This window comes from Vibrio sp. WZ-1, assembly GCF_052037695.1.
In the GTDB taxonomy this organism is placed as follows: domain Bacteria; phylum Pseudomonadota; class Gammaproteobacteria; order Enterobacterales; family Vibrionaceae; genus Vibrio.
The window spans coordinates 74,590-100,952 of the sequence record NZ_JBQEQR010000055.1 but is presented as its reverse complement, the minus strand read 5'-3'; the positions used below and the strand labels follow the sequence as shown (position 1 = coordinate 100,952).

Sequence of the window (26,363 nt, the reverse complement as noted above, 5' to 3'; positions counted from 1 at the left end):
GTAGCCTAGTTATTCTAAGCAAAATCCTCTCAACAAAGAGTAAAACGCTTTTAGCCGAACCCTTCGGGCAGCGTTTGTGGCTCCTTTCTACTGCGTTATCGGCTTATCAGGTAGGGCAACTACATTTCAAAGCCTCTGCCTTGTATAAAGAACCCACAAACTGCTGCAAAAATCAGCTCAAAAGGCCAACAGACCCTAGATAAGCGAAGAGCCAGTGTTTCCGCACTGGCTCTTTTTGTCTATAAGTAATTACTTAATAACATTGAGTGGACCGAGTTCGTCAATTATATTTTTGTTATTAGCATGTTGGACTTTGCGGATGATTATGAATAAGAAAAAACGCTCTCCATCCATTTATGATGTGGCCAAATTAGCCGGTGTGTCTCCGAGTACTGTTTCACGCTATTTGAATCGTACTACCTTCATTTCTCAAGAAAAAACGGTCGCTATAGAAGGCGCGATCAAAACTCTCGATTACAAACCGAATTACCGCATGAACCAGGGCTTAAATGCTCGCACCATGACGATAGGTGTGTTGGTTCAAAATCCGGAAAGTCCGTTCACCAGTCGTATTTTTAACGATATGGAGCGTTTTTTGGGACCAAAAGGTTACTCACTCATCATTGCTTCTGGGTATTGGCAGCACAGTATGCAGCTACATGCGCTTGAGTATTTGGAAAAGAGTAATGTAGACGGCGTTATTGTGGTGGCAGGCAGCCTGACAGAGCAGGAATTAGTCGAGTACTCAAGAAAGATTCCGGTCGTTGCTGTGGGGTATAACTTTACCAGTGAAAAGCTTCAATCAGTGAATATTGATAATGTGCTTGGCGGCCATATGGCAACGCTGCATCTGTTGCAACAAGGCCACGTGAACATCGCACATATTAAAGGCCTACTTAATCAGCCAGATGCGGTTGCTCGCTTCGTCGGTTATAAGAAAGCACTCACCGAAGCGGGAATTAAAGTACGAAACAATTTAATAAAGCAGGGCGACTTTAGCAGCGAGACTGGCTATGACCGAACGGTAGAGTTGATTGAATCGAAAGTGCATTTTTCCGCACTGTTTGCAGCCAATGATCAGACCGCCTATGGTGCAATAAAAGCATTACACGATCATGGGATAAAAGTACCGGAAGATGTTTCGGTGATCGGTTTTGATGATTTACCCACTTCCAAGTTTTTCACTCCTGGCTTAACAACATTGCGCCAGCCCGTAGAGGAAATTGGTGTTGTCTGTGCGGAGTCAATTTTAAGCCTACTGACTGGCGAGAAACGCAGTACGCGACTCCCCCCGATAGATCTTATCGTAAGGGAGTCTACAGTATCTAAATTCCGCCCTAAGGAGTCTCAGATAGGTAGTAAGTCCGATTGATAATAAGCCAGTTCACTAGGGAGTATTGGATTTGTTAAATGGAATACACGGCGCTGGTGGAGCTTGACTGCTCGTACATCAGTGCCATAGGTATTTTCAAACAGAGTATCTAGCTCCCCACTGTTTTTACATTGCGCTAAGCCTTGTTCAATATCCGCCAATAAGCCTGCTTGCTCTGGATGACAATAAAATACCAAGGGAAATGGGTAGTAGAGCAAAAGAGTAGGTTCTACAACTAAATCAGGTACAAGGTGCGCGTATTGCGTCACGATGGCTTCGGCTTCGTTTGCTCCCAGTGCCATGTAATCCGATTCTCCATTTTGCACCGCTAGCAATCTGTCTTCTAAACTGCCTTGTTCAATAACATGGTATTGATTAGTGCGAAATAAATCGGCATCAGCCCAAGTCGCTGGAATGCCAATACTTAGCTGTTTAAGCTGGATTTCATTTAATACTTTAAATTCATTCAGCCTACTTTTATGGATGATCAAAACACGGCAACCTAACAAGCCTCGACACAAAGGTTGTGGCAACATCAAATACGAGCCCTGCTCGAATTTCTTGTTTCCAGCGACCGTTACTAAAACATCGGTTCCTTGGGAGAATACTTGTCCCTCTTGTTCAGCCTTTGGATAATCCGTTACATCATTGTTTAGCTTAAGGTTTGGCTTAATTTTCTGTAGTGCGAGTTGCAGTACTTTCCATTCAAACTGTTGTCGAATAGTGGATTTATTGCCATTCCAAAATTGTACCATTACCTCTTCCTCGAATTTACCTAGGTTAGATTATGATTCCATTACCAATTTCTAATTGAAAGCGCTTTCTTGTTGTGTCATGAGTATTTGTGCACTTGCGCACGACACCGCTGCGATGATGGGATAGTGAATGGCGACTTTTTGGCCTCTGTTTCTGAGTAAGTTGAGTGAAGGTTTAAACTTGCATGAGCTCACAAAATATAAGGATATGCCTTTGTTTGTAAGTTTTTGAATTTTATATATAAAAAATAAAAGTGAGATCTTGGTTGTTTTTAAGTTGTTGAATATATTGGTTTTATTTGATTGTGATCCGAGCTTTGTTTTTATGGGTCTATATTGAACAAGAAGAACTTTTTGACGAATATTGCTCCCGATAAGAAAGCGCTTTCTTGTTTGTGGTTTTGAGCCCGTCGATGCGAGTAAGAGATTATTTTGCTGATGACACCACATCTTAAAGTTGCTTTATTTTTTGAGAATCAAAGAAAGCGCTTTCTTTTCGTACTCAACATTATAAAAGGACAATGTGATGCATAAGAAAACTCTGCTCGCTACATTTGCTGCCAGCATGATGCTTGCTACTGCCGCTCAAGCGGACACCATCAAACAAGGTGGTACGCTGACGGTGCCAATCATCAACACCGGGTTTGTTGAAAACTTTAACCCATACACTACTAAGGACACGTTACACGGCATTATGTTCGAACCACTGTTTGTGTTGAACAACATGACGGGGGAAACACACTATCGTTTGGCTGAGTCGGTTGAATATTCCGATGATCTAAAAACCATTACGCTAAAACTACGTGACGGCTTGAAATGGTCTGATGGTGCGCCATTAACGGCGGAAGACGTGGTGTTTAGCTTTGAGTTAACCAAAAAATCTCCAGCATTTGATGTTAAAGCGATTTGGCCAACGGGTAACCTAAAAAGTATTGAAGCGACGGATAAGCAGACAGTTGTATTTGATTTAGCAGAGCCGGATTCTACTTTCCTTTGGAGCATTGGTGCTTATCACATTGTCCCTAAACACACTTGGTCAACGGTATCGGATTACACAACGTTCACCAACCCAAACCCGGTGGGTAGCGGTCCAATGACAACCGTTAAGTATGTGAAACCACAACAAATGGAGCTGTGTCGTAACCCTAACTACTACCTAGAAAATCGCCCTTACCTAGACTGCGTGAACTTCCGTTCTTACAACGACAACTCGCAGATCCAGCCAGCTCTGATCAAAGGTGAAATTGACTGGGGTTCAAACTTTATTGCTGACGTTGAGTCCACTTTTGTTGGTCAAGACAAAGAAAACAACCACTTCTGGTACCCAGCGAACGATGCGATTCACTTGTACGTAAACACTAAGAAAGCACCGTTTGATGACCTGCGCGTACGCCAAGCTCTGTCTATGGCACTAGACCGTGAAGCGATTGTTGATATCGCGGCTTATGGTTATCCAACCGTGAACTACAACGTCGGCGGTATTGCCGAGCTGTACAAAAATCACATTGACGAAAATGTGAACAAAAAGTACGGCCATCTAACGCAATACGATGCGAAGAAAGCGCAGAACTTGCTAGATGAAGCGGGCATTGTTGACCGCAATGGCGACGGCTTCCGTGACAATGCTGATGGCTCAACGGTTGAGTTCGATATCGAAGTCGTAAACGGCTGGACGGATTGGATTCAAGTCGTACAAATGGTGACGGAATACTTCGCGGATGTGGGCATCAAAGCCAACGTGAAAACCGTTGACTGGGCTGTATACGACAAGAACTTGAAAGACAGTGCGTTCACTATGTCAATCAACTGGTCAATGGTGTCGGATAACCCAATCCTTGCGTTCCAAGAGTACTACCACACTTCACGTATCGGCAAAGGTTTCCATGCTGGTCACGGTGTGCACTCTCCTGAAATCGATAAGCTGATCGACAGCTTCGGTAAGATTGGTGATGCAGAGAAACAGGAAGCGATCATCTCAGAACTTCAAGAGTTCACGGCAGAGAACATGCCATTTATTCCGCTGTTCTCAAACCCAACTTGGTTCCAATACAGCACGAAAAACATCGTTGGTTGGCCAAGTGAAAAAGACCCTTACATCCAACCGGTTTGGTATGACGGCGGCAAGCGCGTGATCATCCTGAACAACCTACACCTGAAATAACTAGCGGTTTCAATTTGTAGGTAGGTTTTTTAATTAACATCGGAGCCGCAACCGTAATTGCAAAAGTAAGTGCGTGTTGTGGCTCGTAAGTTAAAGGTTTGATATGTCGTTTCTAGCTCGCCGATTTGGCTTTTATTTTACTGCCTTTCTGATTGCGATCTCTTTCAACTTCATGTTGCCGCGCTTAATGCCTGGTGACCCAGTTGATGCCTTGTTTGCTGCGGCGCAAGGTCGAATGGATCCTGCTCAGATGGATGCTGTACGTGAGATGTACGGCTTCGTTGATGGCAACATTTTTGTGCAATACATCGCTTACATCAAAAGTGTCTTCACGCTTGATCTTGGTCCATCGGTTTTGATGTTCCCTGTTAGCGTATCTGAAGTGATTGCGATGGCACTTCCATGGACAATGTTCCTAGCCCTTGGGTCTCTTATTGTGGCGCTGATCATTGGTGTCAGTATTGGTACTTACGCCTCTTACCGTCGCGAAGGACTGTTCGGCCAAATCGTACCGCCAGTGCTGGCCTTTATCAGTAACTTCCCTTACATCGTGACCGCTTTATTGCTGTTCTACTTCTTCGGTCTGAAGATGGAACTGCTGCCGTTGGCTTACACCTATGACCCTTCGTTAGAGCCTGGCTTTAACTGGGAATTCATCAGCAGTGTAGCGAAACACGCAATATTGCCAATGGGCTCAATGGTCGTGGTTGGTATCTCGACATGGGTATTCAACATGCGTAACGCAATGATCAACGTACTGGGTGAAGACTACGTCACCATGGCAGAAGCGAAAGGCTTAAGCAGCTACAAAGTAATGAGCCGCTACGCAGGCCGTAATGCGATTTTGCCTGTTGCAACAGCGATTGCTATGGCGATTGGTTTTTCGTTCGCTGGCTCAATCATGACTGAGGTGGTGTTCAACTACCAGGGCTTGGGCAACATCCTGCTGAAAGGCATCGTGGCGCGTGATTACCCACTTATCCAAGCCATCTTACTTATCTTAGTGACGGCGGTTCTGACTGCCAACTTCATTGCTGATCTGCTTTACGTGTGGCTTGACCCACGAATTTCGAACTAAGGTGCATCATGGAAAAAATAATCAAAACCCCAACGCCTTCAGAGCACGATGAGTTAATGACTCGTGAGTCGAAATTCTCTTGGAAGCGAATCAAAAAAAGCTTCGGCAAAGTGTACGCTTTTTTCTATGGCAACCCGCCTGCCATTATCGGTGGCTTGCTACTGTCGATAGTTTTAGCTGGTGCGATTTTCGCTCCTGTGCTGGCAACGCATGACCCTGACCGTCGTGTTGCAAGACCACACGTAGCGCCAAATGCAGAGCACGTACTTGGCACTACTCGTAGTGGCCGTGATGTCTACAGCCAAGTGTTGCACGGCGCGAGAAAATCACTCACGGTTGCGATTTCTGCTGGTGTGATTGCGATGAGCTTAGCCGTCATTATCGGTGTCTCTGCGGGTTACTTCGGCGGCAAAATCGATGAGCGTCTTAACTTCCTAACTAACGTTTTCTTGGTGTTCCCTCAGCTACCCTTGCTGATTGTGCTCGCCGCTTTCTTAGGGCAGGTGGGGTCCCTCGTCATCACCATATTGCTCGGGATAACTTCCTGGCCTTGGGGAGCGCGAGTGATTCGTTCGCAAACCATGGCGATTCGAAGCAAAGAATTCATTATCTCGGCAGAAGTGATGGGCGAATCAAAAATCCGCATCATTTTGGTCGAAATCCTACCAAACCTAGTCTCGATCGTATTTGGTGGTTTCTTGGGCACGGTGATTTACGCAATGGGCTCAGAAGCTGGCCTTGGCATTCTAGGCTTGGGTGATGCAACAGAAGTGAGCTGGGGCTCGATGTTGTACTGGGCACAAACGTCTTCGTCTCTATACACAGGTGCTTGGTGGGAGATGTTAGTTCCAGCCATGGCATTGGCAATCACAGGTGGTGCACTGGCACTGATCAACATGTCGATTGACCAAGTGAGTAACCCGAAACTTCGTACTGGTCCACACATCAAGCTGTGGCACAAACTGAAAAAAGAAGCAGATAAGCGCCGAGGTCTAAGATGAGCAACTTATTAGAAATTAACAACCTATGCGTCGATTATGTATCACCAAACGGCGTAGCTCGTGCGGTGAACAACGTCAGTATCAGCATCGCTCCGGGTGAAACGCTCGGTATCGCCGGTGAGTCTGGTTGCGGCAAAAGTACCTTGGCATTTGCTATCTCACGTCTGCATAAAGCACCGGCTCTGATCTCTGAAGGGGAAATCCTCTACAAAGGTCAGGACGTGTTGAAGATGAACGATAAACAGTTACGCAACTTCCGCTGGAATGACGTGTCTGTGGTGTTCCAAAGTGCAATGAACTCTTTGAACCCAGTGATCACCATTGGTGAGCAGTTAACCGACGTAATTCTTGCGCACCGAAAAGTGAATTACCAAGAAGCGTATGACCGTGCGGTTGAGCTGCTTGGCGTGGTGGGCATTCACGGCGACCGCATGGCGAGCTTTCCACACCAATTGAGTGGCGGCATGCGTCAACGTGTGGTGATTGCTGTTGCGCTCGCGTTAGAGCCAAAACTGATCATCATGGATGAACCAACCACCGCGCTCGATGTGGTGGTAGAGCGTGAAATCCTTAATGAACTTTACGAGCTGAAGAGCAAATTTGGCTTCTCGATTCTGTTCATCAGCCATGACTTGAGCTTGATGGGTGAAATCGCAGACCGCATTGGTGTGATGTACGCGGGAAACTTAATTGAACTTGGGGACGCGAAGAACGTATTTGGTGATCCTCAACACCCATACACCAAAGGTTTGATTTCTTCATTCCCAACCATTCATGGACCGAAAGAGCGTTTATACGGCATTCCGGGTAACCCTGTGAACCTACTGAAAATCCCGCAAGGGTGTAACTTCCAAGCGCGTTGCAATGCATGTTTTGCAGAGTGTCAGAAGAGCGATCCAACCTTGGTGCCAGTCACAAACGGCAACCTAGTGTCATGCCATTTGATGTAAACGGGAGAGAATAATGGATAACGTAACAAACCCAGAAGTGATTCTCTCAGTTAAGAATCTAGTGAAAGACTTTCCTATTGGTCAGTCAGCAAAAAGCAACTTGATGCGAGCGGTGAATGACGTTACGTTTGAACTGCGCAAAGGGGAAGCACTGGCTATTGTGGGTGAATCTGGCTCAGGTAAAAGCACTGGCGCACGCGTTCTGACGCGCATCTACGACAAAACCGATGGTGAGGTAACGTTCAAAGGCCAAGAGTTGGGTGAATACATTCAAGAGCACGGCGAGCTGGAATACGCGCGCCAAGTGCAGATGATTTTCCAAGACCCATTTGGCTCGCTGAACCCAGTTCATACTATTTATCACCACATTGCACGTCCGCTTCTGATCCATAACCGTGCGGAAAAAGACGCGATTCCAAAGCTGGTTTACGAATTGCTTGAGCTGGTTGGTCTGTCTCCGGTGAAAGAAACCGCAGAAAAATACCCACATGAGCTAAGTGGCGGTCAGCGTCAACGTGTTGCGATTGCTCGTGCGATCGCCGTCGATCCTGAAGTGATTCTGGCGGATGAACCCATCTCAATGCTCGACGTGTCAGTTCGCTTAGGCATTTTAAACTTGATGTCGGATCTTAAAGACAAGCACGGCATCTCTTTCATGTACATCACCCATGACATCGCGACCGCACGTTACTTCGCGGAAAAAACCGCCGTCATGTACGTGGGTCATATGGTCGAGTGGGGTGACAGTGATAGCGTGACGCAAAACCCGCAACACCCATATTCCCAGTTGCTGCTTTCAGCAGTGCCAGAAGTAGGAAATTCAGGTAAGCGTGAACTGATGGCGAAAAAAGGCGACATTCCGCTTTGGAAACCAAGTAGCGTGGGATGCCCATTTGCGACTCGTTGTTTAAAGGCGACAGAGGTGTGTACTCAATCAGTACCTGACGCGACAAAAGTGGCGGAGAACCATTACGCACGTTGTCACCACTTAGGATAAAAACAAATTAGCTTATTAAAAAAAGCGTAGAAAGAAAGCGCTTTCATAATTATTGGAAGAACATTATGACTTTTGAACATTATTCTTGCCCAGCCGTAGAGGGACGTTTCGTCGATTTGGACGGCGAACGATACTACAAGATTTCTCATGTAGACCAAATGAACCCGTTTTTCATCAGTGTCGTGTCAGCCAGTGACCATTGGCTATTTATTTCATCTACGGGCAGCTTGTCGGCAGGTCGTATTCGTCCAGAGAACGCGTTGTTCCCATACAAATCTGTCGACCATATTCACGAGAATGCAGAAAATACTGGTTCAAAAACCATCATCAAAGTCGCTCGTGAACAAGGCGTGGCGATGTGGGAACCATTCAACCGCCATCATGATGGGTTGTACCAAGTTGAGCGCCATCTGTACAAAAACACCATTGGCGACAAGATTGTTTTTGAAGAGCTTAATCACACGTTAAAGCTAAAATTCCAATACAGCTGGAACACCAGTGAAGAGTTTGGCTTTGTTCGCCGTTCGCAAATCACCGATCTGTCAGGCACCACTCGAGAGATTGAGTTGATTGATGGCCTGCAAAACTTATTGCCATCGGGCGCACCGCTGTCTGCACTGCAAACACGCAGCGCATTGGTGGACGCTTATAAATGGAATGAGTTGCTTGATGGTAGTTCACTAGCGCTGTTTACCATGTATGCGAAACTTAGTGATCGCGCTGAACCAGCGGAATCTTTGCTGGCAACGACCGTGTTCAGTGTCGATAACGATTATGGCCAGCGCTTACTCAGCAGCAGCCAAGTGAACGCATTCCGTCAAGATCGTGAAATCCAAAACGAAACCCTGACCAAAGGCGTACGCGGCAGCTACTTGATCCATAAGTCTATCAAGCTAGAAGCAAACCAGAACAAGTCTTGGTTGATCATTGCAGACATCGACAAGAACCATAGCGATGTGACGGCGATGCGTAATCGTCTTGCGCAGCCAGTGAACATGACGCAACAAGTTGAGCAGAGTATCGCTGCTAACCAGCAAGAATTGATAAGTTTGATGTCTGGTGCAGATGCTTGGCAAATCACGGCAGAAGAAGAGACCAGTGTGCACCACTACGCTAACGTACTGTTTAATAACATGCGTGGTGGGGTATTTGAAAACAACTACACTCTAGACAAAAAAGACGTACTTGCGACAATTCGCAATGCCAACCGTCTTGTATTTGAGCGTCACGTAGGGTTGTTTGCTGATCTGCCTGAGCAGTTTACTCATGCAGAGCTCGTCAGCTTGGCTAAGCAAAGTGACGATGCGCAGTTAATCCGTCTTAGTTACGAATATCTGCCGCTGACGTTTGGTCGTCGCCACGGCGATCCAAGCCGCCCTTGGAACCACTACGAAATCAAACTGAAAGACGACAATGGCGAGCGTTTGCTTTCTTACCAAGGTAACTGGCGCGACATCTTCCAAAACTGGGAGGCGATTGCGCTGAGCTATCCTGGCTTTATTCAATCTTTCCTAGCTAAGTTTGTGAATGCTTCCACAATGGATGGTTACAACCCATATCGTATCACCAAAGATGGCATTGACTGGGAAATGCTGGAGCCAGATGACCCATGGAGCAACATTGGTTACTGGGGCGATCATCAAATCATCTACTTACTTAAGTTCCTAGAGTTAGCAGATAAGTATCAGCGTGATGATCTGTTAGCAATGATGCAATCGGATGTATTCAGCTACGCGAACGTGCCTTACGAGTTGTGTGATGTTGAGAAGCTATTCGTCAATCCAAAAGATACAGTGACGTTTAATGATGAGCTGCAACACAGTATCGAACAACGTGTATCTGAGATGGGCAGCGATGGGCGACTGGTGCTTGGTAGCGACAGCGACGTATACATGGTCAACCTGACCGAAAAAGTGCTGGTGCCACTGTTGGCGAAACTGAGCAACTTGGTACTGGATGGCGGTATTTGGCTCAATACTCAGCGACCAGAGTGGAACGATGCCAACAACGCAATTGTCGGCAATGGTTTGTCGATGGTCACGCTGTACTACATGCGTCGCTATGTCGTGTTCTTGCAGCAACTGTTGGCAGATGCACCTGCATCGGTCAGCATGTCGAAAGAAGTGTTTGAGTGGCTACTCTCAACCACTCGTATCTTGTCGGAAGCGGCAAAAGAGATTCGCCAAGAAACCGTAACTCGCCAAACTCGCAAAGCGATCCTGACTCAGCTAGAGAAAGCCGCCGAGGACTTCCGTCAGCGTGTATACCGTGTGAACGGTTTCTCGGGCAAAACTACCGTCGAAGCATCGGCTATCAAGCAGCTACTTGAGGTGAGTTTGACCGTGCTGGATTCGAGCATTGCTAGCAACTTGCGTGAAGATGGCCTGTTTAACGCCTACAACATATTGACTTACTCTGCGGAAAGCTTGAAGGTGGAAGAGTTGTACCCAATGTTGGAAGGTCAAGTGGCAGCCCTAAGCGCTGGCGTGCTGACACCAGCGCAAGCGGTGAGCTTACTGGATAATCTGTTTGCCAGCGAGATGTACCGCGAAGATCAACACAGCTTCATGCTGTATCCAGATCGTGATTTAAATGCATTCATGAACAAGAACAGCTTAACGGACGCGCAAATCAATGCGGTGCCAGTGTTAAGTTCGATGCTGAAAAAGGGCGACCAACGTTTAGTCAGTGCTGACGAGCAAGGTCAATTCCACTTCCATGCGAGCCTAGAAAACAGCGGTTATCTCAAAGCACAGATTCAGCAGTTACGTAGTGATTATACTGACGTAACGGAAGATGGATGGGAAGCGGTTGAAGCGCTGTACGAAGAAGTCTTCAACCACAAAGCGTTTACTGGCCGCTCAGGCACCATGTTTGGTTACGAAGGTCTGGGCTGTATCTACTGGCACATGGTTTCTAAGCTTTTGCTTGCAGTACAAGAAAACTACTTGGCAGCGCGTGAACTGGATGCCGATAGTGAAGAAACGCAAAAGTTGGCGGAATACTACTACCGAGTTCGCGCAGGTATTGGCTTCAACAAAACGCCAGAAAACTACGGCGCATTTCCAACAGACCCATACTCGCATACACCAAAGCATGCTGGTGCGCAGCAGCCAGGTATGACGGGTCAGGTGAAAGAAGAGGTGATCACGCGCTTTATTGAACTGGGTGTTTTGGTTGAAGAAGGTGAGATTCACATCGACCCACGTTTGCTGCATCGCCATGAGTTCTTGACGGAGTCGGCGTCGTTCTCTTGCCAAAGTGTGTCAGGTAAAACACAAAGTTACGTGATAGAGAAAGATCAGTTGGCATTCACGCTTTGTCAATTGCCAGTGATTTATCAACTTGTTGAGTCTAAAGCTCAAGCTGGCATGGTTTTCACTCATTCAAATGGCAAGCAGTCAGTCATTGAAGGTTTGGTTATCCCGAAAGCACAAAGTAATGCCATCTTTGCTCGCTCAGGCGAGATTGAGAAAGTGATTGTGTCGATTCCAAGCTCTTTCTTGAGAGCGTAATACACTTGATAAACGAAGGCCCCGATACCATTCGGGGCCTTTTTGTATTTGCTTTAAGTTGGAAGAGTATCTGCCGCAGATACAAAGAAATTAACGTTTACCGACGGATTCTCGTACAACCAGCTCAGGTGTTAACTTGTGCTTTATTACGCGCTCTTGCTTGTGGACTAAAGCAATCACTCCTTGAGCTGCTTCATATCCCATCTCTTGAACAGGGAAGTTTACTGTGGTCAGTTTTGGTCGAATATGTTGACTGTGGCTGTCGTTATCGAAGCCGACAACAGAAATGTCCTTACCAATCTCCAAGCCGCGTTCGTACGCGACGTCATACACCGCGAGAGCGATGTTGTCGTTATGACAGAAGATGGCGGTAATTTCAGGGTCACGGTCAAGTAATCGTCGTGCACAAGTATGATTTAACCCACGGTCTTCATGGTCAAAACGACCTTCGACAATTAAGTTGCTATCGTACGCAATGCCGTGTTCGCTAAGAGCATTTCGATAACCCTGTAAGCGATCTCGGCTATCAATTTTACTTAACTGACCGGTAATGCAAGCCACTTTGGTGTGACCATTTTCAAGCATGTGTTTTGTTGCTAAGTAGCCACCTAATTCGTTATCAATAAAGATGCACTTATCTGCGACTTCAGGAATGTAACGGTTGAGTACGATGGTAGATGGTGTCTTCTCAATAACCTCAATCAATTCATCGTCTGACAGCATATCGGAATGAATGATCAAGCCATCAACTTGCTTAGAGCGAAGGAAATTGATCGAGTCAATTTCACGTGAATGGGATTCTAAACCGCTGGTCACAATCAGATGATTATTGCTTTCGCGAACGGTATTTTCCGCATGGTGCATTAAAGGGCCGTAAAAAGGGCCATCTAAAGAGCCAACCAACATACCAATGCTGTTTGAGCGGCTAGATGCCAAGGCCTGAGCAAAAGCATTTGGTTTGTAACCTAGCTTTTCAATGGCATCAAATACCTTTTTTCGATTGGCTTCTTTTACCGTAGGATGGCCGTTTAGCGCTCTTGAGACGGTAGATTGAGAAACTTTCGCCAACTCAGAGACTTCTTTAATTGTGATCAATGGGAAGTACCTTATCCATTCTAATTATTGAACCATGTTACTCGTCGTTCCCGATTCGTCATAGGGAAAGCATCACATTTGTCGACTTAGTCGCGCTCTGTGTGAGTGATATCTCCAAGAACCTTGGGCTTGGGTAGAATCGGTTTATAAATTAAGCTCAAATGTGAACTGCAGCAATAGAAAGTGCTTTCATAGGTGTTGGGATCACATACACCAAGCCAAACCATTACTAGACTCTATTAATTGAAAATCATTGTATGGTTATTCATATGCTTATGAAATTAAACCATACCTTTGTCGTTTATTGTTAGATGGATTATCCATCTTTTTTATCGCAACCACAAGAAAGCGCTTTCTTTGGATTGCGTAATAGGAGAAAGAAAAATGAAAAAGGACGTTTTGGTGGTGACCACTGGTTTGCTGTCTCTGTCTCTAGTTGGGTGTAACGGTAGCTCAAATGACACGGTAGAGCCAAGTGTTGGGGACGGTTGGGCATTAGTTTGGAGTGATGAGTTTGATGGCGCAGAAATTGACAGTGAAAAGTGGAATCACGAGAAGAACTGTTGGGGAGGAGGCAATGCTGAGCAGCAGTGTTACGTAGATGATGCTAAGAACTCATTTGTTCAAGATGGCAAGCTGACCATTCGAGTGATTAAAGGTGATACTACTGGGCCAGACAGTGTCGAAGGATCGGATGGTTATGGAGAAACGTTAACAACGCTGCCTTATTCCTCCGCTCGTTTACGGACTATGAATAAAGGTGACTGGAAGTATGGGCGCTTTGAGGTTCGAGCTAAATTACCCCTAGGACAAGGCACCTGGCCTGCAATCTGGATGCTACCAACGGACTATGTGTATGGAGGATGGGCGGCATCAGGAGAAATTGACATCATGGAAGCCGTCAACCTTGGTACCACTTATCAGCACGAAGGGGTCGAGAAAAGAGAAAATCGTGTCCATGGCACCCTTCATTACGGTAAAGCGTGGCCGAACAATGTTTACTCGGGTGAAGAGTACGACTTTGGTGATGAGAACATTAGCCCAGCCGATGATTTCCATACTTACGCTATCGAGTGGGAGCAGGGTGAAATCCGTTGGTATGTGGATGATGTTCACTATGCGACGCAAAGCAGTGAAGGCTGGTGGAGTCATTACCAAGATGATGATGGTAATTGGATCAGTGGTACTGACGATGCACCATATAACCAGAAATTTCACTTGATTCTAAACCTTGCTATGGGGGGAAGTTGGCCATCATCTGTTAATGATGGTGGGATTGATGAAACCATTGAGCAGGCAGAAATGCAGGTAGATTATGTCCGTATTTATCAATGTAGTGTCGATCCTGAAACTGGTAAAGGCTGTGCGACACCAGCATCTGGCGACGCGGTTGTAAATGAGGGCGTTGAGGAGCCAGATTTTCCGAAGGAAGTGGATCTTTCTGCTATGTCATTACCATTATTTGCAAGTGGTGACTTGTTAGATGGCTTTAACTTAAATGGTTGGGATGACAGCAGTAATGACACTCGCACTATTGCTGATAACCTAATTAACATCTCGATTATCGATAACGGTAATGCCTATATTGAATCGCTCAATAGTGCTCTCGATATGGCTGATTTCATCGATGGCGAGCTAAGTTTTGATCTGAACTTGGTGTCGGGTAACGCAAGTGCACTATCGGTGAAAATGGATAGCGGCTATCCGGCACTAGCACCTATTGATATCCCATTTGCTCAGTTACCAGCGGTCGATGAGTGGAAGTCCTTTACTTTCCCTGTGAATGACTTTATTGCTGCAGGCACCAATGGCTTTTCCATCAATGGCGTAAGCAACCCCGTGGTGTTTGAACCCGTCAACAATGTTGATCTCGCGTTTAAAGTCGATAACCTTATTTTTACCAAACCGTTGGTGATTGCTGCTGACAGCATAATAGAAGGCTTTATATTAGATGGTTATACCGCTGATGCACCTGATAGCCGCAACTTTTCGGATGGGATGTTAGATGCACAATTTAGCGGTGCAGGAAACCTATTTTTTACCGCTGAGTCAGCACTGGATATGAGTAGATACGCAAACTGGGTGTTAAAGTTTGATATCAATATTGTTGATTTAGGCAGTAATTCAGATGTCTTGATAAAGATGGATAGCGGTTGGCCAAATGTGAGTGATATTGCGTTAGCGGATTCTCCTCAAGGGCTACTGGCTGATGGGCAATGGCATACATACGCAATTCCAGTTATTGACTTTATTGCTGCGGAGAATCGTTTCTCACCAGGAAGTCAATTTGATGTGAATAGCGTAACCAACCCATTTGTTTTAGAAGGGCTAGGTGGAGAAAACCTACACGTTAAATTACGCAATATTCGCTTTGTTGCACCTTAACCGCTGCTATTAAATAGAGATTATGAACCAAAGCTCACCTTTCAAGGTGAGCTTTTTTGTTTAGTAAACGGATCAATCACTCAGCTCAATGATCAAACCTTGCAATGATGTGATCTATACATCAAGAAAACGCTTTCTTGGTGAGTTTGATCACTTTTTAGCTCGCTTTTTGTCCATATAATGCCGTTAAAAGCGTTAGGGAATAGCTTTTTTGCTACTGGTTTGAGGATTTCTGTCTTTTTCTCTCAAATCTGTCTCAATTTGCTCATTTTAGGCAAAAATTTTTGCCCCATTAAGAAAGCGCTTTCTTGGAAATGCAAAATATAATAATGATGGAGTTATCATGAAAAACTTTAAAGTTTTACCTCTTACCCTAGCAGTGGCGGCTTCGTTTGCTTCTCTACCTTCTCTTGCTGCAAATTCTGATGTAGAAGCACTTGAAAAACGAATTCAAGAGCTAGAACAAAAAATTGAAACTGGCTACGTTTACGATCAGCAACCAGCCGTATTAACACCAGAAACAGATGTTCCTCTGGGTATCGTGTTCTCTGGTTACGCTCGTTACGGCGCGCATTACCAAGGCAGTGATGCTCAAACCGTAGGTACGTTCGGTGCATTGAATGCGAATGCAACAGGCCGTTTAGGTAACGAAGGCAACGGTGGTGAGTTCCAGTTAGCGAAAGCGTTTAAGAGTGATGGCGGTGCGATTTGGGATATCGTTTTGATGCTAGACCATTGGGCTGACTCTTCTTGGGCTGATGATGGCGGCGTAAACGTGAAGAAGATGTATGCTGGTGCAACAAACCTATTTGAGTCGCAGCCAGACCTTTACGTTTGGGCTGGTCGTGACTTCCACCAACGTCCACAAACAGATTTGAACGATTACTTTTGGATGACACACGATGGCCAGGGTGCGGGTTTCTACAACCTTAACCTAGGTGGGGCGAAACTGGACTTCGGTGCTGTAGGAGAAATCGAAGGTGATATGGTTGGCGATACAGGCCGTTACGCTATCACCAGTAAGCTACACGGTATTCAGCTAGGTGAATCTGCGAATCTAAGCCTATATGCGAACTACGGTTTTGCATCAGAAAAGCTCGATGGTGATGACTTGACCGCTTACCAAGTTGCAGGTGAGCTATCGGTTGCGGGTCAACGTTTAGTGGTTCGTTACTCTGATAACACCACAGACAGTGTTCTTTACAGCCATATGTTAGAAGAAGGCAAGAATGCACTGCTGGTTAGTTTTGATGGCGGCACTTCTCTTACTGACAAATTAGGTGTGCAATACTTGGCTGCATACCAATCGCTTGAAGTTGAAGGTACAGATAGCCGCGTAAACTACAACGCGATCGTTCGTCCTACTTACCAATGGAACGACATCCACTCTACTTGGCTAGAAGCAGGTTACAGCGTTGTGGATTACGATGACTTTGATGCTACGAATAGCTCTTGGAAAATGACACTGTCACAAAATATGGCGATCGGTCCTGAAACCTGGTCTCGTCCAATGCTACGTTTCTACGCAACAGTGGGTAATGCAGATAACGAGTACACTGGCTTTAATGACAGCGGTGAAAAAGTGGCAACTGACGTAGATACGCTTACGGTTGGCGCAATGTTTGAAGCTTGGTGGTAATCACCTTGTAGTTCTTAACTCTGGTGCGGTTCTTGGGGGCCGCATCAAATCCCTTTAGCAATATGCGAGAACATACATAGTTTACTTAACATTATGGCGTTGTAAGTGACTAAGTACATAACGGGGGAGCTCGATTATATTGCAGTGGATGGTTACCCATTCATAGCCGCTGGCATAGCGGCTTTTTTTATGCCAGTAAGAAATGTTCTTTGCGGTAACTTCTCGGACTGTGCTGAAACTTTTGCTTAAAGCACTTAGAGAAATAGTTGCTATCCGCAAAACCACACTGTTCGGCGATGTACTGAACCGAACGCTCGTTCTCTTCACACAATAACTTTGTCGCGTAGTTCAACTGCACATCACGTAAATACTGGTTCGGAGACGTGTCTAAAAACTGGCGAAATAGCCTTTCTAGCTGACGTTTACTGATGAAGGCTGCCTTCGCAATTGCATCGCTGTTTACGCCGACATCACTGAAGTGCTGCTCAATAAATACCAAGGCTCGGCTGAGTGCAAGTGTGGTTTGTGGCAACTCTTGGCTTTGGTCTTGATACATTCGGGAAAGAGCGATCACCAACTGCTGCATTAAGCTGGTTAGCATGACTTCAAACCCAGGCTGCGAGGCTTCATATTCCGACTTCAAATCTGACAAAAGGCGTTCGATTTCTGGCAATTGCTGACGATCGAGGGTCAGTTTTGCTTTGTACTCGGTGGTTTGTCTCGCGATAGGTTCTACTTTGAACATGGCTTGGTAGCCGGACAACTGGCGCATGGAAGGTATTTCAAAAAACGGTGTGTTGGAATCAAACATCAAATTAATGATCTTGAGTTTGTTTACGTCGCGAAAGCCATGCTCGATGTCGCCATTAATCACAAATACATCGCCTTTGTGTAGCGGGTATTCGTATTCCGCGACCGTATGCTTACCGCTACCACTGACCACTAAAAATAGTTCAGAAAAGTCATGTTTGTGCGCGGCAAAATCACAATGGTGATGTCCGTCGACGTAGGCAAACTTGAGATGACTGTGCTTCTGATGTGCTTTGAGTTGGTAGATGATGCTCATGTCGCGATATTCCTTTTTACTGTCGCCATTTTGGTAGAATGGCGCATCTGGTCAGCATACTATTTCCACATAGAAAAACGAATTCTCATCGACGTTTTTTGCCCGTTTTTGCAGGGCTGGCGACGTTTTTCAACTCGCCTCCGATGCCTGTCTAGCCGGTGAAAAGCACGATGCCAATAACGACTCGCGTGACTTTAATGACCCGTTGTCATTCAGCGCGCTGAAATACGAAACAAATTGAACGGTTGTGTGGTTGTGTATGAACAATAAACAAATTAGCCAAGCGCAAAAGAACCTCGTCCCTGTAAGCCGACAAGCGGCAGCCGAAGGGATTGTACTTCTCAGAAACAATGACGCGGTTTTACCTTTGACCGCGCAAGATACCCTATCGCTGTTTGGCCGCTGCCAAATTGATACGCATCGTAGTGGCACGGGTTCAGGTGGAGCGGTTAATGTGCCATACGCCATCAGCGCGCTGGACGGGTTACGAGCTAATACAAAGGTTCGTTTGAATGAAGCGTTGGTCGCTGTATACCAAGATTGGATCGCTGAGCACCCATTCGATGATGGCGGCGGCGGCTGGGCAGCAGAACCTTGGTTCCAGCAAGAGATGCCACTTACCGATGACATCGTGGCAGAAGCGGCATCGAACTCCAACAAAGCCATGGTGTTTATTGGCCGTACCGCAGGAGAAGACCAAGACAACGCCGACAAGCCGGGCAGCTACCGTTTAACCGCGGAAGAAGCGGACATGATCGCCAAGGTCAATCGCCACTTCAATGACGTGATTGTGGTGATGAACGTCACCAACATCATGGACATGGCGTGGTTAAACACCATCGAAGGCAATGAATCCATCAAAGGTGTGCTCTACAGCTGGGCTGCGGGTATGGAAGGCGGTCATGGTTTGGCGGATATCGTGTCAGGCGATCAATCACCGAGTGGTCGACTGACTGACTCGATTGCCTACCATCTTGCGGATTATCCATCTTCAGCGAACTTCGGGCGCAAAGATCGTAATATTTACGTTGAAGATATCTACGTGGGCTACCGCTATTTTGAAACCTTTAATCCAGAAGTGGTGCAGTTTGAGTTTGGCGCTGGTCTGTCGTACACCGATTTTAGCCGTGATTTAGTAGAATTTACGACCGAAGGGCAAGGCGCAGACGCTGTGCTGCACTTTGATGTTGAAGTGAGCAACGTGGGCTCTGAATTTGCTGCTAAAGAAGTGGTGCAGCTTTATGTTGAAGCGCCGCAAGGCAAGCTAGGTAAACCTGCTCGTGTGTTGGCTGGTTTTGCTAAAACACAAACGCTTAAGCCGGGTGCTAGTGGGCTAGTGCGTATCTCAGTGCCTGTCGCTTCGCTAGCCTCTTACGATGACAGCGGTGTGACCGGACATCGCAGCTGCTATGTCCTAGAAGCTGGATGCTACCAGTTCTGTATTGGTGAAAGTGTGCGTCACGCTAAGCCAGTGACCGCGACGTTGCAACTGGATAATACGTTAGTTGTGGAAGTCTTGAGTGAAGCTTGTGCGCCAATTCATGAATTTGAACGCATGAAGCCGGCGCAGAAGAATGCCAATGGCACTTATGTGTTGAGCCATGAAATTACGTCACAACGCACTGTCTCTTTGGCAGAACGTATTCAAGCTAATATGCCTCGCACGTTCGAACTGACCGGCAACCAAGGCATCAAGTTGATGGACGTTAAACAAGGTAAAGCAAGCCTTGAAGATTTTGTCGCGCAGATGTCACCGGAGCAACTTGCCACTATCGTTCGTGGTGAAGGTATGTGCAGCCCGAAAGTGACGCCGGGAACGGCAGCCGCGTTTGGTGGTGTGTCTGACAGCCTGTTTGAACTAGGAATTCCCGTAGCAGCAGCGGCAGATGGCCCGTCAGGTATTCGTATGGACAGTGGTCATAAGGCAACGCAAGTACCGATTGGCACTTTACTTGGTTGTACTTGGAACTCTGCTCTAAACGAAGAGCTTTTCTTCCTAATTGGTGAAGAGTTGCGTGCCAACCACATCGATACCTTGCTTGGCCCTGGAATCAATATTCATCGCCACCCTTTGAATGGACGTAACTTCGAGTACTTCTCTGAAGATCCGTTTATGACGGGCGTAATGGCGGCAGCGCAGACTCGTGGTTTAAGCAAAGCGGGTGTGTCGGGCACCATCAAGCACTATGCGGCGAACGATCAAGAAACCGCTCGTGTGGATGTGGACAGCATCATGTCTGAGCGTGCACTGCGTGAAATCCATATCAAGCCGTTTGAGATGGCAGTGAAGCAAGGTAATGCGACCACCATCATGACGTCTTACAACCCAGTGAATGGGCATTGGGCGGCATCCAACTACGACTTAAACACCACTATTCTGCGTAATGAGTGGGGCTACACCGGTATTGTGATGACGGATTGGTGGGCGAAGATGAATGACCCAATCGAAGCGGGTGAAGAGAGTAAAACCTTTACTTCATTTATGGTGCGTGCACAAAACGATCTTTACATGGTGGTCGAGAATGACGGTGCAGAGAGCAATGCGATGGGCGATGACACGCTACAAGCGCTAGAAAACGGCACACTAACCATTGGGGAGTTGCAACGCTCTGCGATGAATATCTGTCGCTTCATCATGGCCGCTCCAGTCATGGAACGACCGCTGAAAGTTTACGAGCCAATCAAAACCTTTATTGCACAAACTGAGCAACCAAGTGAAGAAACGCATTCCGTTGAACAGGAAATTACCTTGAATACGAAAGTGAACGCTTCGGTTGTGCTTAAGGTGGACGAGGAAGGTGTATACCAGTTCAATGGCATGATGAAGTACGAGCGTGATTCTCTGGCTCAATCTTCTTGCAGTCTATTCCTCAATGGAGACTTCAGTATGACGTTACCAATGCATGGCACGGATGGTGAACTGATTACGGTAGAAGGTTTGAAGGTGAAGTTGAACCCTGGGTTCTACACCCTAGATATCGACTTTGTTAAGCCGGGTTTAGAGCTGGAAAAAATCAAAATAATCAAGCAGTAAATAATGAATGATAGCGTAGGCTTATGGATTTGTTGTTGCTGGGTAATGTTTCTTGTAAATACCCCTAAAAGTAACGTGACTTTGCGTTTAAAAGTTATACAATCCGCGCACAAAATTAGTCGATAACTCAAACTGCTTCACAGTTCTCTGTGGGGCAGTTTTTAGTTTTAGGAAAGGTCAAACACATGCCTAAAAGCCAGAATATCAACCAGCGTATGTCCATTGTGGCATTAGCTTGGCCAATACTTGTGGAAATTTTGCTACGGACGGCTTTAGGAACCAGCGATGTATTTATGTTGAGTGGTTACTCAGACAAAGCGGTATCCGCCGTTGGGGTAATCACACAATTAACATTTTTCCTAATCATTGTATCCACCTTTGTAAGCAGTGGTACGGGGATTCTGATTGCGCAATATAATGGTGCAGGACGCGAGAAAGACTCGGTTGATGTGGGTGTTGCAAGTATCGCTTTATCCGTGCTTGTAGGCGTATTCTTGAGTGTGCTGGCTGTGATCGGGGCGGTGTTCTTCTTGCCATACTACGGCTTAGAAGCCCAAGTTGAGCAGTACGCTCGAGAATACTTACTGATCAGTGGTGCAATGACGTTTAACGTGACCATCGGTATCGTCTTTACTACGATTTTGCGGAGCCACGGTTATTCGCGATCACCAATGGTGGTGAACCTCATCTCTGGCGTGTTTAACATCATCGGTAACTACATTGCGCTTTATCAGCCGTTTGGCCTACCTGTGTACGGAGTCGAAGGGGTTGCGGTTGCGACGGTCGTTAGCCAAGTGATCGGTACATTGATGCTTGGTGTGATCCTGACCCGAAGTAGCATTGACGTGCCAATGTCAAAGCTAAAACAAGTGTCGGGTGACGTTTACAAGAAAATTTTGAAAATCGGTGGCATGAACGCTGGTGAAGTTTTGTCTTACAATATGGCGCAAATCTGCATCGTTTATTTTGTAGTGCAGATGGGAACATCATCGCTTGCGGCATTAACTTATGCGCAAAATATCGCCCGTTTCTCTTTTGCATTTGCCTTAGCAATTGGCCAGGCGTCGCAGATTCAGACTGGTTACTACATCGGTAAAGGTTGGATAACAAGTATTCTAAAACGTGTTCAAATTTACTTTTTAGTGGGTTTTATCGCATCAACAACGGCGACGACGTTGATTTACCTGTTCCGAGATGAAATTTTAACCGTCTTCACCGATCAGCCAGAAATTTTGGCATTAACCGGTGCTTTGATTCTGGGGTCTATCTTGCTGGAAGCGGGACGCGTGTTTAATTTGATCTTCATTTCGGCACTGAAGGGGGCTGGTGATATCAAATTCCCGGTACAAATGGGTATTTTAAGCATGTGGGGACTGGGGGTGTTATTTTCCTATGTCTTCGGTATTCATATGGGCTACGGCGTGTTCGGTGCTTGGATGGCGATGGCGCTTGATGAGTGGGTACGTGGGATCATTATGGCAAGGCGTTGGCGTTCACAAGTGTGGACTAAGTTTCGAGTCAGCTAAAATCAAAAAGGGCCCTGAGTGAGGGCCCTAATCATTTAATGCTTAAGCACTAATAGCTGAGGTGGCTATACCAATTAGACCACCAAAAACACCGCCCCAAACAACAAGCCAGCCTAGGTGTTCACGAATCATCTTTTGTACGATTTCTTTTACCAATTTTGGCGTCAATTCACTTAGGCGTTGATCTATGATGCCCTCGATGTTCTGTTTAATTTCATCCATCATTGCTGGTGATTCAAGCTGTTCTTTTAAAGCTTGTTTGATGGTGTCACTCTGACTGAGCTCAACCATCGACTCCTGCATTTTCTCAACAAACGGCTGTTTTAAAGGTTGAAGTGCTTCTGAGCCGCCAAACATTGCAAGCATACCGCCGAATGACGAAGTTTCGATTACGCCAACAAGCTTGTCAAAAGCAGGCTCGAAGTCTACTTTCTCAATGACAGGTTCTAAGTCGATGTTAACCCCACCTGACATTTCCTGATTCAGGAATCGGTCGATGTTTTTTTCAGTAAAAAATTGCTCCATCATTAATTGTTTGATTGCGAATTTAAATTCTTCAAAACGAGCGGGAATTACGCCTGAACCATATAATCCAGGTACTTTCTCAAACAGCATGTGTATGGCTAACCAGTTTGTAATTGCACCAGAAAATGCAAACAGCCCCGCGAACCAAAGGTAATCATTTTGAATATGGTAGCCAGCCCCCATTAACGCTAGGGCCAGAATATTTGTCATTAAGCTCTTGTTCATGAAATGGAACTTTCGAATAAGTGATAGATTTATGGGGGGAGATTTTAGGGGATTACTAGAAAAAACAAAACCCGACAATCATTGTCGGGCCACTGCTTTTCTATTCCCTATTGATATAGGGTTTAAGTAGTTTGTTGGTTTCGCAACGTTTTAGATGCGGAAGATCTTACTACAAAGTTGGCATTTCCATCGTTCTGAATAGCCGAAAAGCTTGTCAGCCCAACTTTGTTTTACTTGTACGATCTGCATTGAACCACATTTACACATAAGCTAATCACCTTATTATTAATGTAATAACTAAGCCATTTAATGAGTATAGCTGTTTCTCAAAAAGTGAAATTACAAACGATCCAGCGTATGACTCTGCGTTGTGTCCACTGCTTACGATTACGCAACGGGGCGCTATAATACCACACCTATTGTGATGTTGATCCCATAATTTGTTTCATATTTAAGATTTTATATGTGTGAGGTCACGAAAGTTTTTAGTGCAGCGAGGAAAGAAGAGCTGGTAGCGAGCCAAATGTGATGGCTCGCAGTGTTTAAATATCTAGCGTTCTCCATTTAATACAACGGAGAGTTGCCTTTTCAGAAGGGTCTGAGGCACGATTGAGCCGAAGCCAGCTTCCATTGCCTTATCGATCAACTCATTTTTACTGTTTGCCTCAAATTTGGTGCGTAAGCGTGCTACGTGGCCTTCTACTGTTTTAGTTGAAATGCCCATTACTTGAGAGATGTATTGAGGCTTCTTTCCATACAGGAGCAAAAATAGTGTTTCTTGCTCTCTGTTGGTCAATTTTTCTGGCTCTGGTTTTAGGTTAGAGAAGCGGAAAATAGATTTTTCATCGTTATGTACGCCGATTGCTCGGCATACCCAATATCCAACCTCTATGATTGCGGTATCCGTCAACTCTCGTCCATAAAAAATGGTGCCGACAATATTACCGTCATCATCACGCCAAGGTGTTTTGGTAAAAATGTGCGCTCGCCAACGGCCGTCGGGGTATGGATGTATATCGAGAATTTTAAGAGATTCGCCACTTTCAATTACGTAATGATCTTGACGTTGAAACTCACGTGCACACTCGGTCGTTGGGCTCACCATATCAAAATCGGTTTTCCCTATGCACTCGTCGGGAGAAGTATGCCCCAAAAGCTCAGCGTATTCTTGGTTTACATAGCGGAATACGGAGTCTTTATCTTTACATCCCCAACAACCCGGTAGCTGTCGGAGAAGCGACTGTTCTATGGCATTGACTGGAATATTCACAAGATGGCTCACTTATTACTGCTTATTATACTGCTGAACACAGAAGCAACATACGTTTGGTATGTGATCAGCAGGCTTATCCCAACAGATAACATTGATTGGTATTACAGGTACTAACCTTGATCATGCTTTCGTGATTTGTGTAATGAGCGAATATGAGTTCGTGAGACGAAGCCTCGAGTTTCATTACACTGGGATGGAATTAAGTGCGGCCATACTATCAGTTTATGCCATTGCTTTCATTGGCTTGAGACAAAAAAAAGCCAGCCTGAAGACGGGCTGGCAACACAAGATAAATCTTGTCGACGTGTAGAAGAGGTTCTAAATTACATAGCGAGGGTCTGCTAAGTAAATTAGAGGTATCAATAAGATACCGATGAGCTCCGGGTCGTATGCCTCCGAAGCTCGAGATCTAATGTATTGAATTAGAGGCATATTCGAAAGGGGGGAAATCCCTCTATGCTACTGTTTTAAAGAAAAAATCTTCTTTTTAAGCGATTATTTCGCTTGCCAGATTCGTGCTATCCATGAATTTATCGTCATTTCGGCTATATAGCGTCAGAAGTGTGAGTCATAGGGAATGAGGATCTTCGTCCTGTGCGCGGCCAAATTATAGATATTTATCTATCTTTCGGTTTTTGTTAATAAAATTGGTTGAGCAATGACCGTAGGTTACGCTCGCATGATCATCGTTCCGGAACTATGATCATGTTGAGTGCTTTGATCATGTTGATTTGATCTTGTGCGATTGAATTGGGGAAGATTTGCAACCCAACCGAGAAGGTATATGATGCCAAGGTGTAAGCAGACCGTGTAAAGACGACAGTTCGAAATGAGTGATTCAGATAACCCGAAAGCCCCGCTATATAAAGAGATCATGCTGCCTAAGCCAGCAGAGCTGATCACGCTTCCGTCTTATATGGATTGTCATGATCATGCTTACACCCAGATTGTGATCGGCTTGAAAGGACAAGCAGAATTTGAAGTCCGCGGACAGGGTAACTTGGTTGGTCCTGGACAAGGATGCATCGTAACGGCGTCTTCTGATCATGCTTTCGGTGGCGTGATTCATCAGTCTGATATTTTGGTGCTCAACATGCCAAAACCAGCGAGTGACGAACCAGAGATGCTTCAGAAAATCAATAACCTAGAGCGATCTCACCTTTACTTCCAGTTGGATGGCCAAATCCAAAAGCTGATTCAGATGCTGGTGCAAGAGATGCGCAATCATCCCGACGACTTACTGCTTAGCCGTGCTTGTAATGACACTGTGATTGCTCTGATGCAACGTCATATATCGGCATTTGAAACGTCTAGGAAAGAGTCTCGCTTTGATTTGGAAGCGATTGACCGCTATATCGAGCAGCATTTGAGTCATAAAATCAGTGTGGCGCAATTGGCTGGGAGTGTGTTCTTGGGTGAAAGCCAGTTCCACAGCTTGTTTAAAGATCAGATGGGCATTACACCGCATCAGTATGTGCTAGGTAAACGCATCGATATGGCACGTGATTTGATTGAGCAAGGTAACTTAACGCTTGGACAGATTGCTGAGTTTACAGGTTTCTCGAGCCAAAGTACTTTCACGCATACTTTTACTCGTTTACAAGGATTGTCACCTTCGCAGTATAAGAAACAGCATTAATATTCTGCTTCTGTTTTTATTCATTAAATTGCTTATTGAGAAACAGCCGCGCATGGATCGCGGTTTTTTTGCGCATGCATTTTTGTCGCCAAGCTGAACTTTTTTGTTTATTTCCCCGATAACTTTC

General features: G+C 45.6%; 18 protein-coding genes. 13 read left to right on the top strand and 5 right to left on the bottom strand.

What is annotated here, in order from left to right:
* The coding region (locus ACTS60_RS05395; RefSeq protein ID WP_440887424.1) for a hypothetical protein at positions 1-203 on the top strand (203 nt) is incomplete at its 5' end.
* Positions 204-325: 122 nt separating this feature from the next.
* Entirely contained in the window at positions 326-1,372 is a 1,047-nt protein-coding gene (locus ACTS60_RS05390) for a LacI family DNA-binding transcriptional regulator (RefSeq protein WP_088880240.1), read from the top strand.
* Here the strand turns inward: ACTS60_RS05390 and ACTS60_RS05385 are convergent.
* Positions 1,348-2,127, bottom strand: coding sequence for an ABC transporter substrate-binding protein (locus ACTS60_RS05385; RefSeq protein WP_440887423.1), 780 nt, complete (start codon positions 2,125-2,127; stop codon positions 1,348-1,350). The genes ACTS60_RS05390 and ACTS60_RS05385 overlap by 25 nt on opposite strands.
* A 526-nt stretch (positions 2,128-2,653) precedes the next feature.
* Between ACTS60_RS05385 and ACTS60_RS05380 the strand changes: the two genes are divergently transcribed.
* The 6 genes from ACTS60_RS05380 (at position 2,654) to ACTS60_RS05355 (ending at position 11,829) form a co-directional block, all read left to right on the top strand.
* The gene (locus tag ACTS60_RS05380; protein WP_071235802.1) at positions 2,654-4,288 is read left to right on the top strand and encodes an ABC transporter substrate-binding protein; all 1,635 of its coding nucleotides are present in this window, start codon (positions 2,654-2,656) and stop codon (positions 4,286-4,288) included.
* 103 nt (positions 4,289-4,391) lie between these two features.
* Positions 4,392-5,366, top strand: a complete 975-nt coding sequence (locus tag ACTS60_RS05375; RefSeq protein WP_440887422.1) for an ABC transporter permease — start codon at positions 4,392-4,394, stop codon at positions 5,364-5,366.
* An 8-nt stretch (positions 5,367-5,374) separates the two neighbouring features.
* A complete protein-coding gene (locus ACTS60_RS05370) occupies positions 5,375-6,367 on the top strand; it encodes an ABC transporter permease (RefSeq protein WP_045392221.1) in 993 nt (330 codons plus the stop codon).
* A complete protein-coding gene (locus ACTS60_RS05365; protein WP_191116697.1) occupies positions 6,364-7,317 on the top strand; it encodes an ABC transporter ATP-binding protein in 954 nt (317 codons plus the stop codon). The genes ACTS60_RS05370 and ACTS60_RS05365 overlap by 4 nt, the downstream gene beginning before the upstream one ends.
* A gap of 13 nt (positions 7,318-7,330) precedes the next feature.
* On the top strand, positions 7,331-8,314 hold the full coding sequence (locus ACTS60_RS05360) for an ABC transporter ATP-binding protein (protein ID WP_045392218.1): 984 nt from the start codon (positions 7,331-7,333) through the stop codon (positions 8,312-8,314).
* Positions 8,315-8,379: 65 nt separating this feature from the next.
* Positions 8,380-11,829: a hypothetical protein gene (locus ACTS60_RS05355; protein ID WP_440887421.1), complete on the top strand. Its 3,450-nt coding sequence runs from the start codon at positions 8,380-8,382 to the stop codon at positions 11,827-11,829.
* Between the two features lie 90 nt (positions 11,830-11,919).
* Here the strand turns inward: ACTS60_RS05355 and ACTS60_RS05350 are convergent, their stop codons facing one another.
* Entirely contained in the window at positions 11,920-12,924 is a 1,005-nt protein-coding gene (locus ACTS60_RS05350; protein WP_440887420.1) for a LacI family DNA-binding transcriptional regulator, read from the bottom strand.
* A 384-nt stretch (positions 12,925-13,308) separates the two neighbouring features.
* On the opposite strand from ACTS60_RS05350, the gene ACTS60_RS05345 reads away from it, so the two are divergent.
* Entirely contained in the window at positions 13,309-15,309 is a 2,001-nt protein-coding gene (locus tag ACTS60_RS05345; protein ID WP_440887419.1) for a family 16 glycosylhydrolase, read from the top strand.
* A gap of 343 nt (positions 15,310-15,652) precedes the next feature.
* Positions 15,653-16,948: a carbohydrate porin gene (locus ACTS60_RS05340; protein WP_440887418.1), complete on the top strand. Its 1,296-nt coding sequence runs from the start codon at positions 15,653-15,655 to the stop codon at positions 16,946-16,948.
* A gap of 187 nt (positions 16,949-17,135) precedes the next feature.
* On the opposite strand, the gene ACTS60_RS05335 is transcribed toward ACTS60_RS05340, so the two are convergent.
* The gene (locus ACTS60_RS05335) at positions 17,136-18,014 is read right to left on the bottom strand and encodes a helix-turn-helix domain-containing protein (protein WP_440887417.1); all 879 of its coding nucleotides are present in this window, start codon (positions 18,012-18,014) and stop codon (positions 17,136-17,138) included.
* 259 nt (positions 18,015-18,273) lie between these two features.
* On the opposite strand from ACTS60_RS05335, the gene ACTS60_RS05330 reads away from it, so the two are divergent.
* Positions 18,274-21,048: a glycoside hydrolase family 3 protein gene (locus ACTS60_RS05330; protein WP_440887416.1), complete on the top strand. Its 2,775-nt coding sequence runs from the start codon at positions 18,274-18,276 to the stop codon at positions 21,046-21,048.
* A gap of 185 nt (positions 21,049-21,233) precedes the next feature.
* The gene (locus tag ACTS60_RS05325; protein ID WP_038887017.1) at positions 21,234-22,574 is read left to right on the top strand and encodes an MATE family efflux transporter; all 1,341 of its coding nucleotides are present in this window, start codon (positions 21,234-21,236) and stop codon (positions 22,572-22,574) included.
* A gap of 42 nt (positions 22,575-22,616) precedes the next feature.
* Here the strand turns inward: ACTS60_RS05325 and ACTS60_RS05320 are convergent, their stop codons facing one another.
* Complete coding sequence (locus tag ACTS60_RS05320; protein ID WP_010453508.1) at positions 22,617-23,324, bottom strand: DUF445 family protein; 708 nt, start codon at positions 23,322-23,324, stop codon at positions 22,617-22,619.
* 550 nt (positions 23,325-23,874) lie between these two features.
* Positions 23,875-24,594 carry a helix-turn-helix transcriptional regulator gene (locus ACTS60_RS05315; RefSeq protein WP_440887415.1) on the bottom strand — a complete coding sequence of 240 codons (720 nt, stop codon included), beginning with the start codon at positions 24,592-24,594 and terminating at the stop codon, positions 23,875-23,877.
* Positions 24,595-25,426: 832 nt separating this feature from the next.
* Here ACTS60_RS05315 and ACTS60_RS05310 point away from each other — a divergent pair.
* The gene (locus ACTS60_RS05310; protein WP_071235806.1) at positions 25,427-26,236 is read left to right on the top strand and encodes an AraC family transcriptional regulator; all 810 of its coding nucleotides are present in this window, start codon (positions 25,427-25,429) and stop codon (positions 26,234-26,236) included.
* Positions 26,237-26,363 lie beyond the last annotated feature (127 nt).

What these genes read in the sequence shown, in the direction of transcription:
- ACTS60_RS05345 (WP_440887419.1), top strand. Translation starts at nt 13,309, where the DNA reads ATGAAAAAGGACGTTTTGGTGGTGACCACTGGTTTGCTGTCTCTGTCT.
- ACTS60_RS05380 (WP_071235802.1), top strand. Translation starts at nt 2,654, where the DNA reads ATGCATAAGAAAACTCTGCTCGCTACATTTGCTGCCAGCATGATGCTT.
- ACTS60_RS05370 (WP_045392221.1), top strand. Translation starts at nt 5,375, where the DNA reads ATGGAAAAAATAATCAAAACCCCAACGCCTTCAGAGCACGATGAGTTA.
- ACTS60_RS05340 (WP_440887418.1), top strand. Translation starts at nt 15,653, where the DNA reads ATGAAAAACTTTAAAGTTTTACCTCTTACCCTAGCAGTGGCGGCTTCG.
- ACTS60_RS05385 (WP_440887423.1), bottom strand. Translation starts at nt 2,127, where the DNA reads ATGGTACAATTTTGGAATGGCAATAAATCCACTATTCGACAACAGTTT.
- ACTS60_RS05365 (WP_191116697.1), top strand. Translation starts at nt 6,364, where the DNA reads ATGAGCAACTTATTAGAAATTAACAACCTATGCGTCGATTATGTATCA.
- ACTS60_RS05325 (WP_038887017.1), top strand. Translation starts at nt 21,234, where the DNA reads ATGCCTAAAAGCCAGAATATCAACCAGCGTATGTCCATTGTGGCATTA.
- ACTS60_RS05360 (WP_045392218.1), top strand. Translation starts at nt 7,331, where the DNA reads ATGGATAACGTAACAAACCCAGAAGTGATTCTCTCAGTTAAGAATCTA.
- ACTS60_RS05335 (WP_440887417.1), bottom strand. Translation starts at nt 18,014, where the DNA reads ATGAGCATCATCTACCAACTCAAAGCACATCAGAAGCACAGTCATCTC.
- ACTS60_RS05330 (WP_440887416.1), top strand. Translation starts at nt 18,274, where the DNA reads ATGAACAATAAACAAATTAGCCAAGCGCAAAAGAACCTCGTCCCTGTA.
- ACTS60_RS05320 (WP_010453508.1), bottom strand. Translation starts at nt 23,324, where the DNA reads ATGAACAAGAGCTTAATGACAAATATTCTGGCCCTAGCGTTAATGGGG.
- ACTS60_RS05390 (WP_088880240.1), top strand. Translation starts at nt 326, where the DNA reads ATGAATAAGAAAAAACGCTCTCCATCCATTTATGATGTGGCCAAATTA.
- ACTS60_RS05310 (WP_071235806.1), top strand. Translation starts at nt 25,427, where the DNA reads ATGAGTGATTCAGATAACCCGAAAGCCCCGCTATATAAAGAGATCATG.
- ACTS60_RS05375 (WP_440887422.1), top strand. Translation starts at nt 4,392, where the DNA reads ATGTCGTTTCTAGCTCGCCGATTTGGCTTTTATTTTACTGCCTTTCTG.
- ACTS60_RS05355 (WP_440887421.1), top strand. Translation starts at nt 8,380, where the DNA reads ATGACTTTTGAACATTATTCTTGCCCAGCCGTAGAGGGACGTTTCGTC.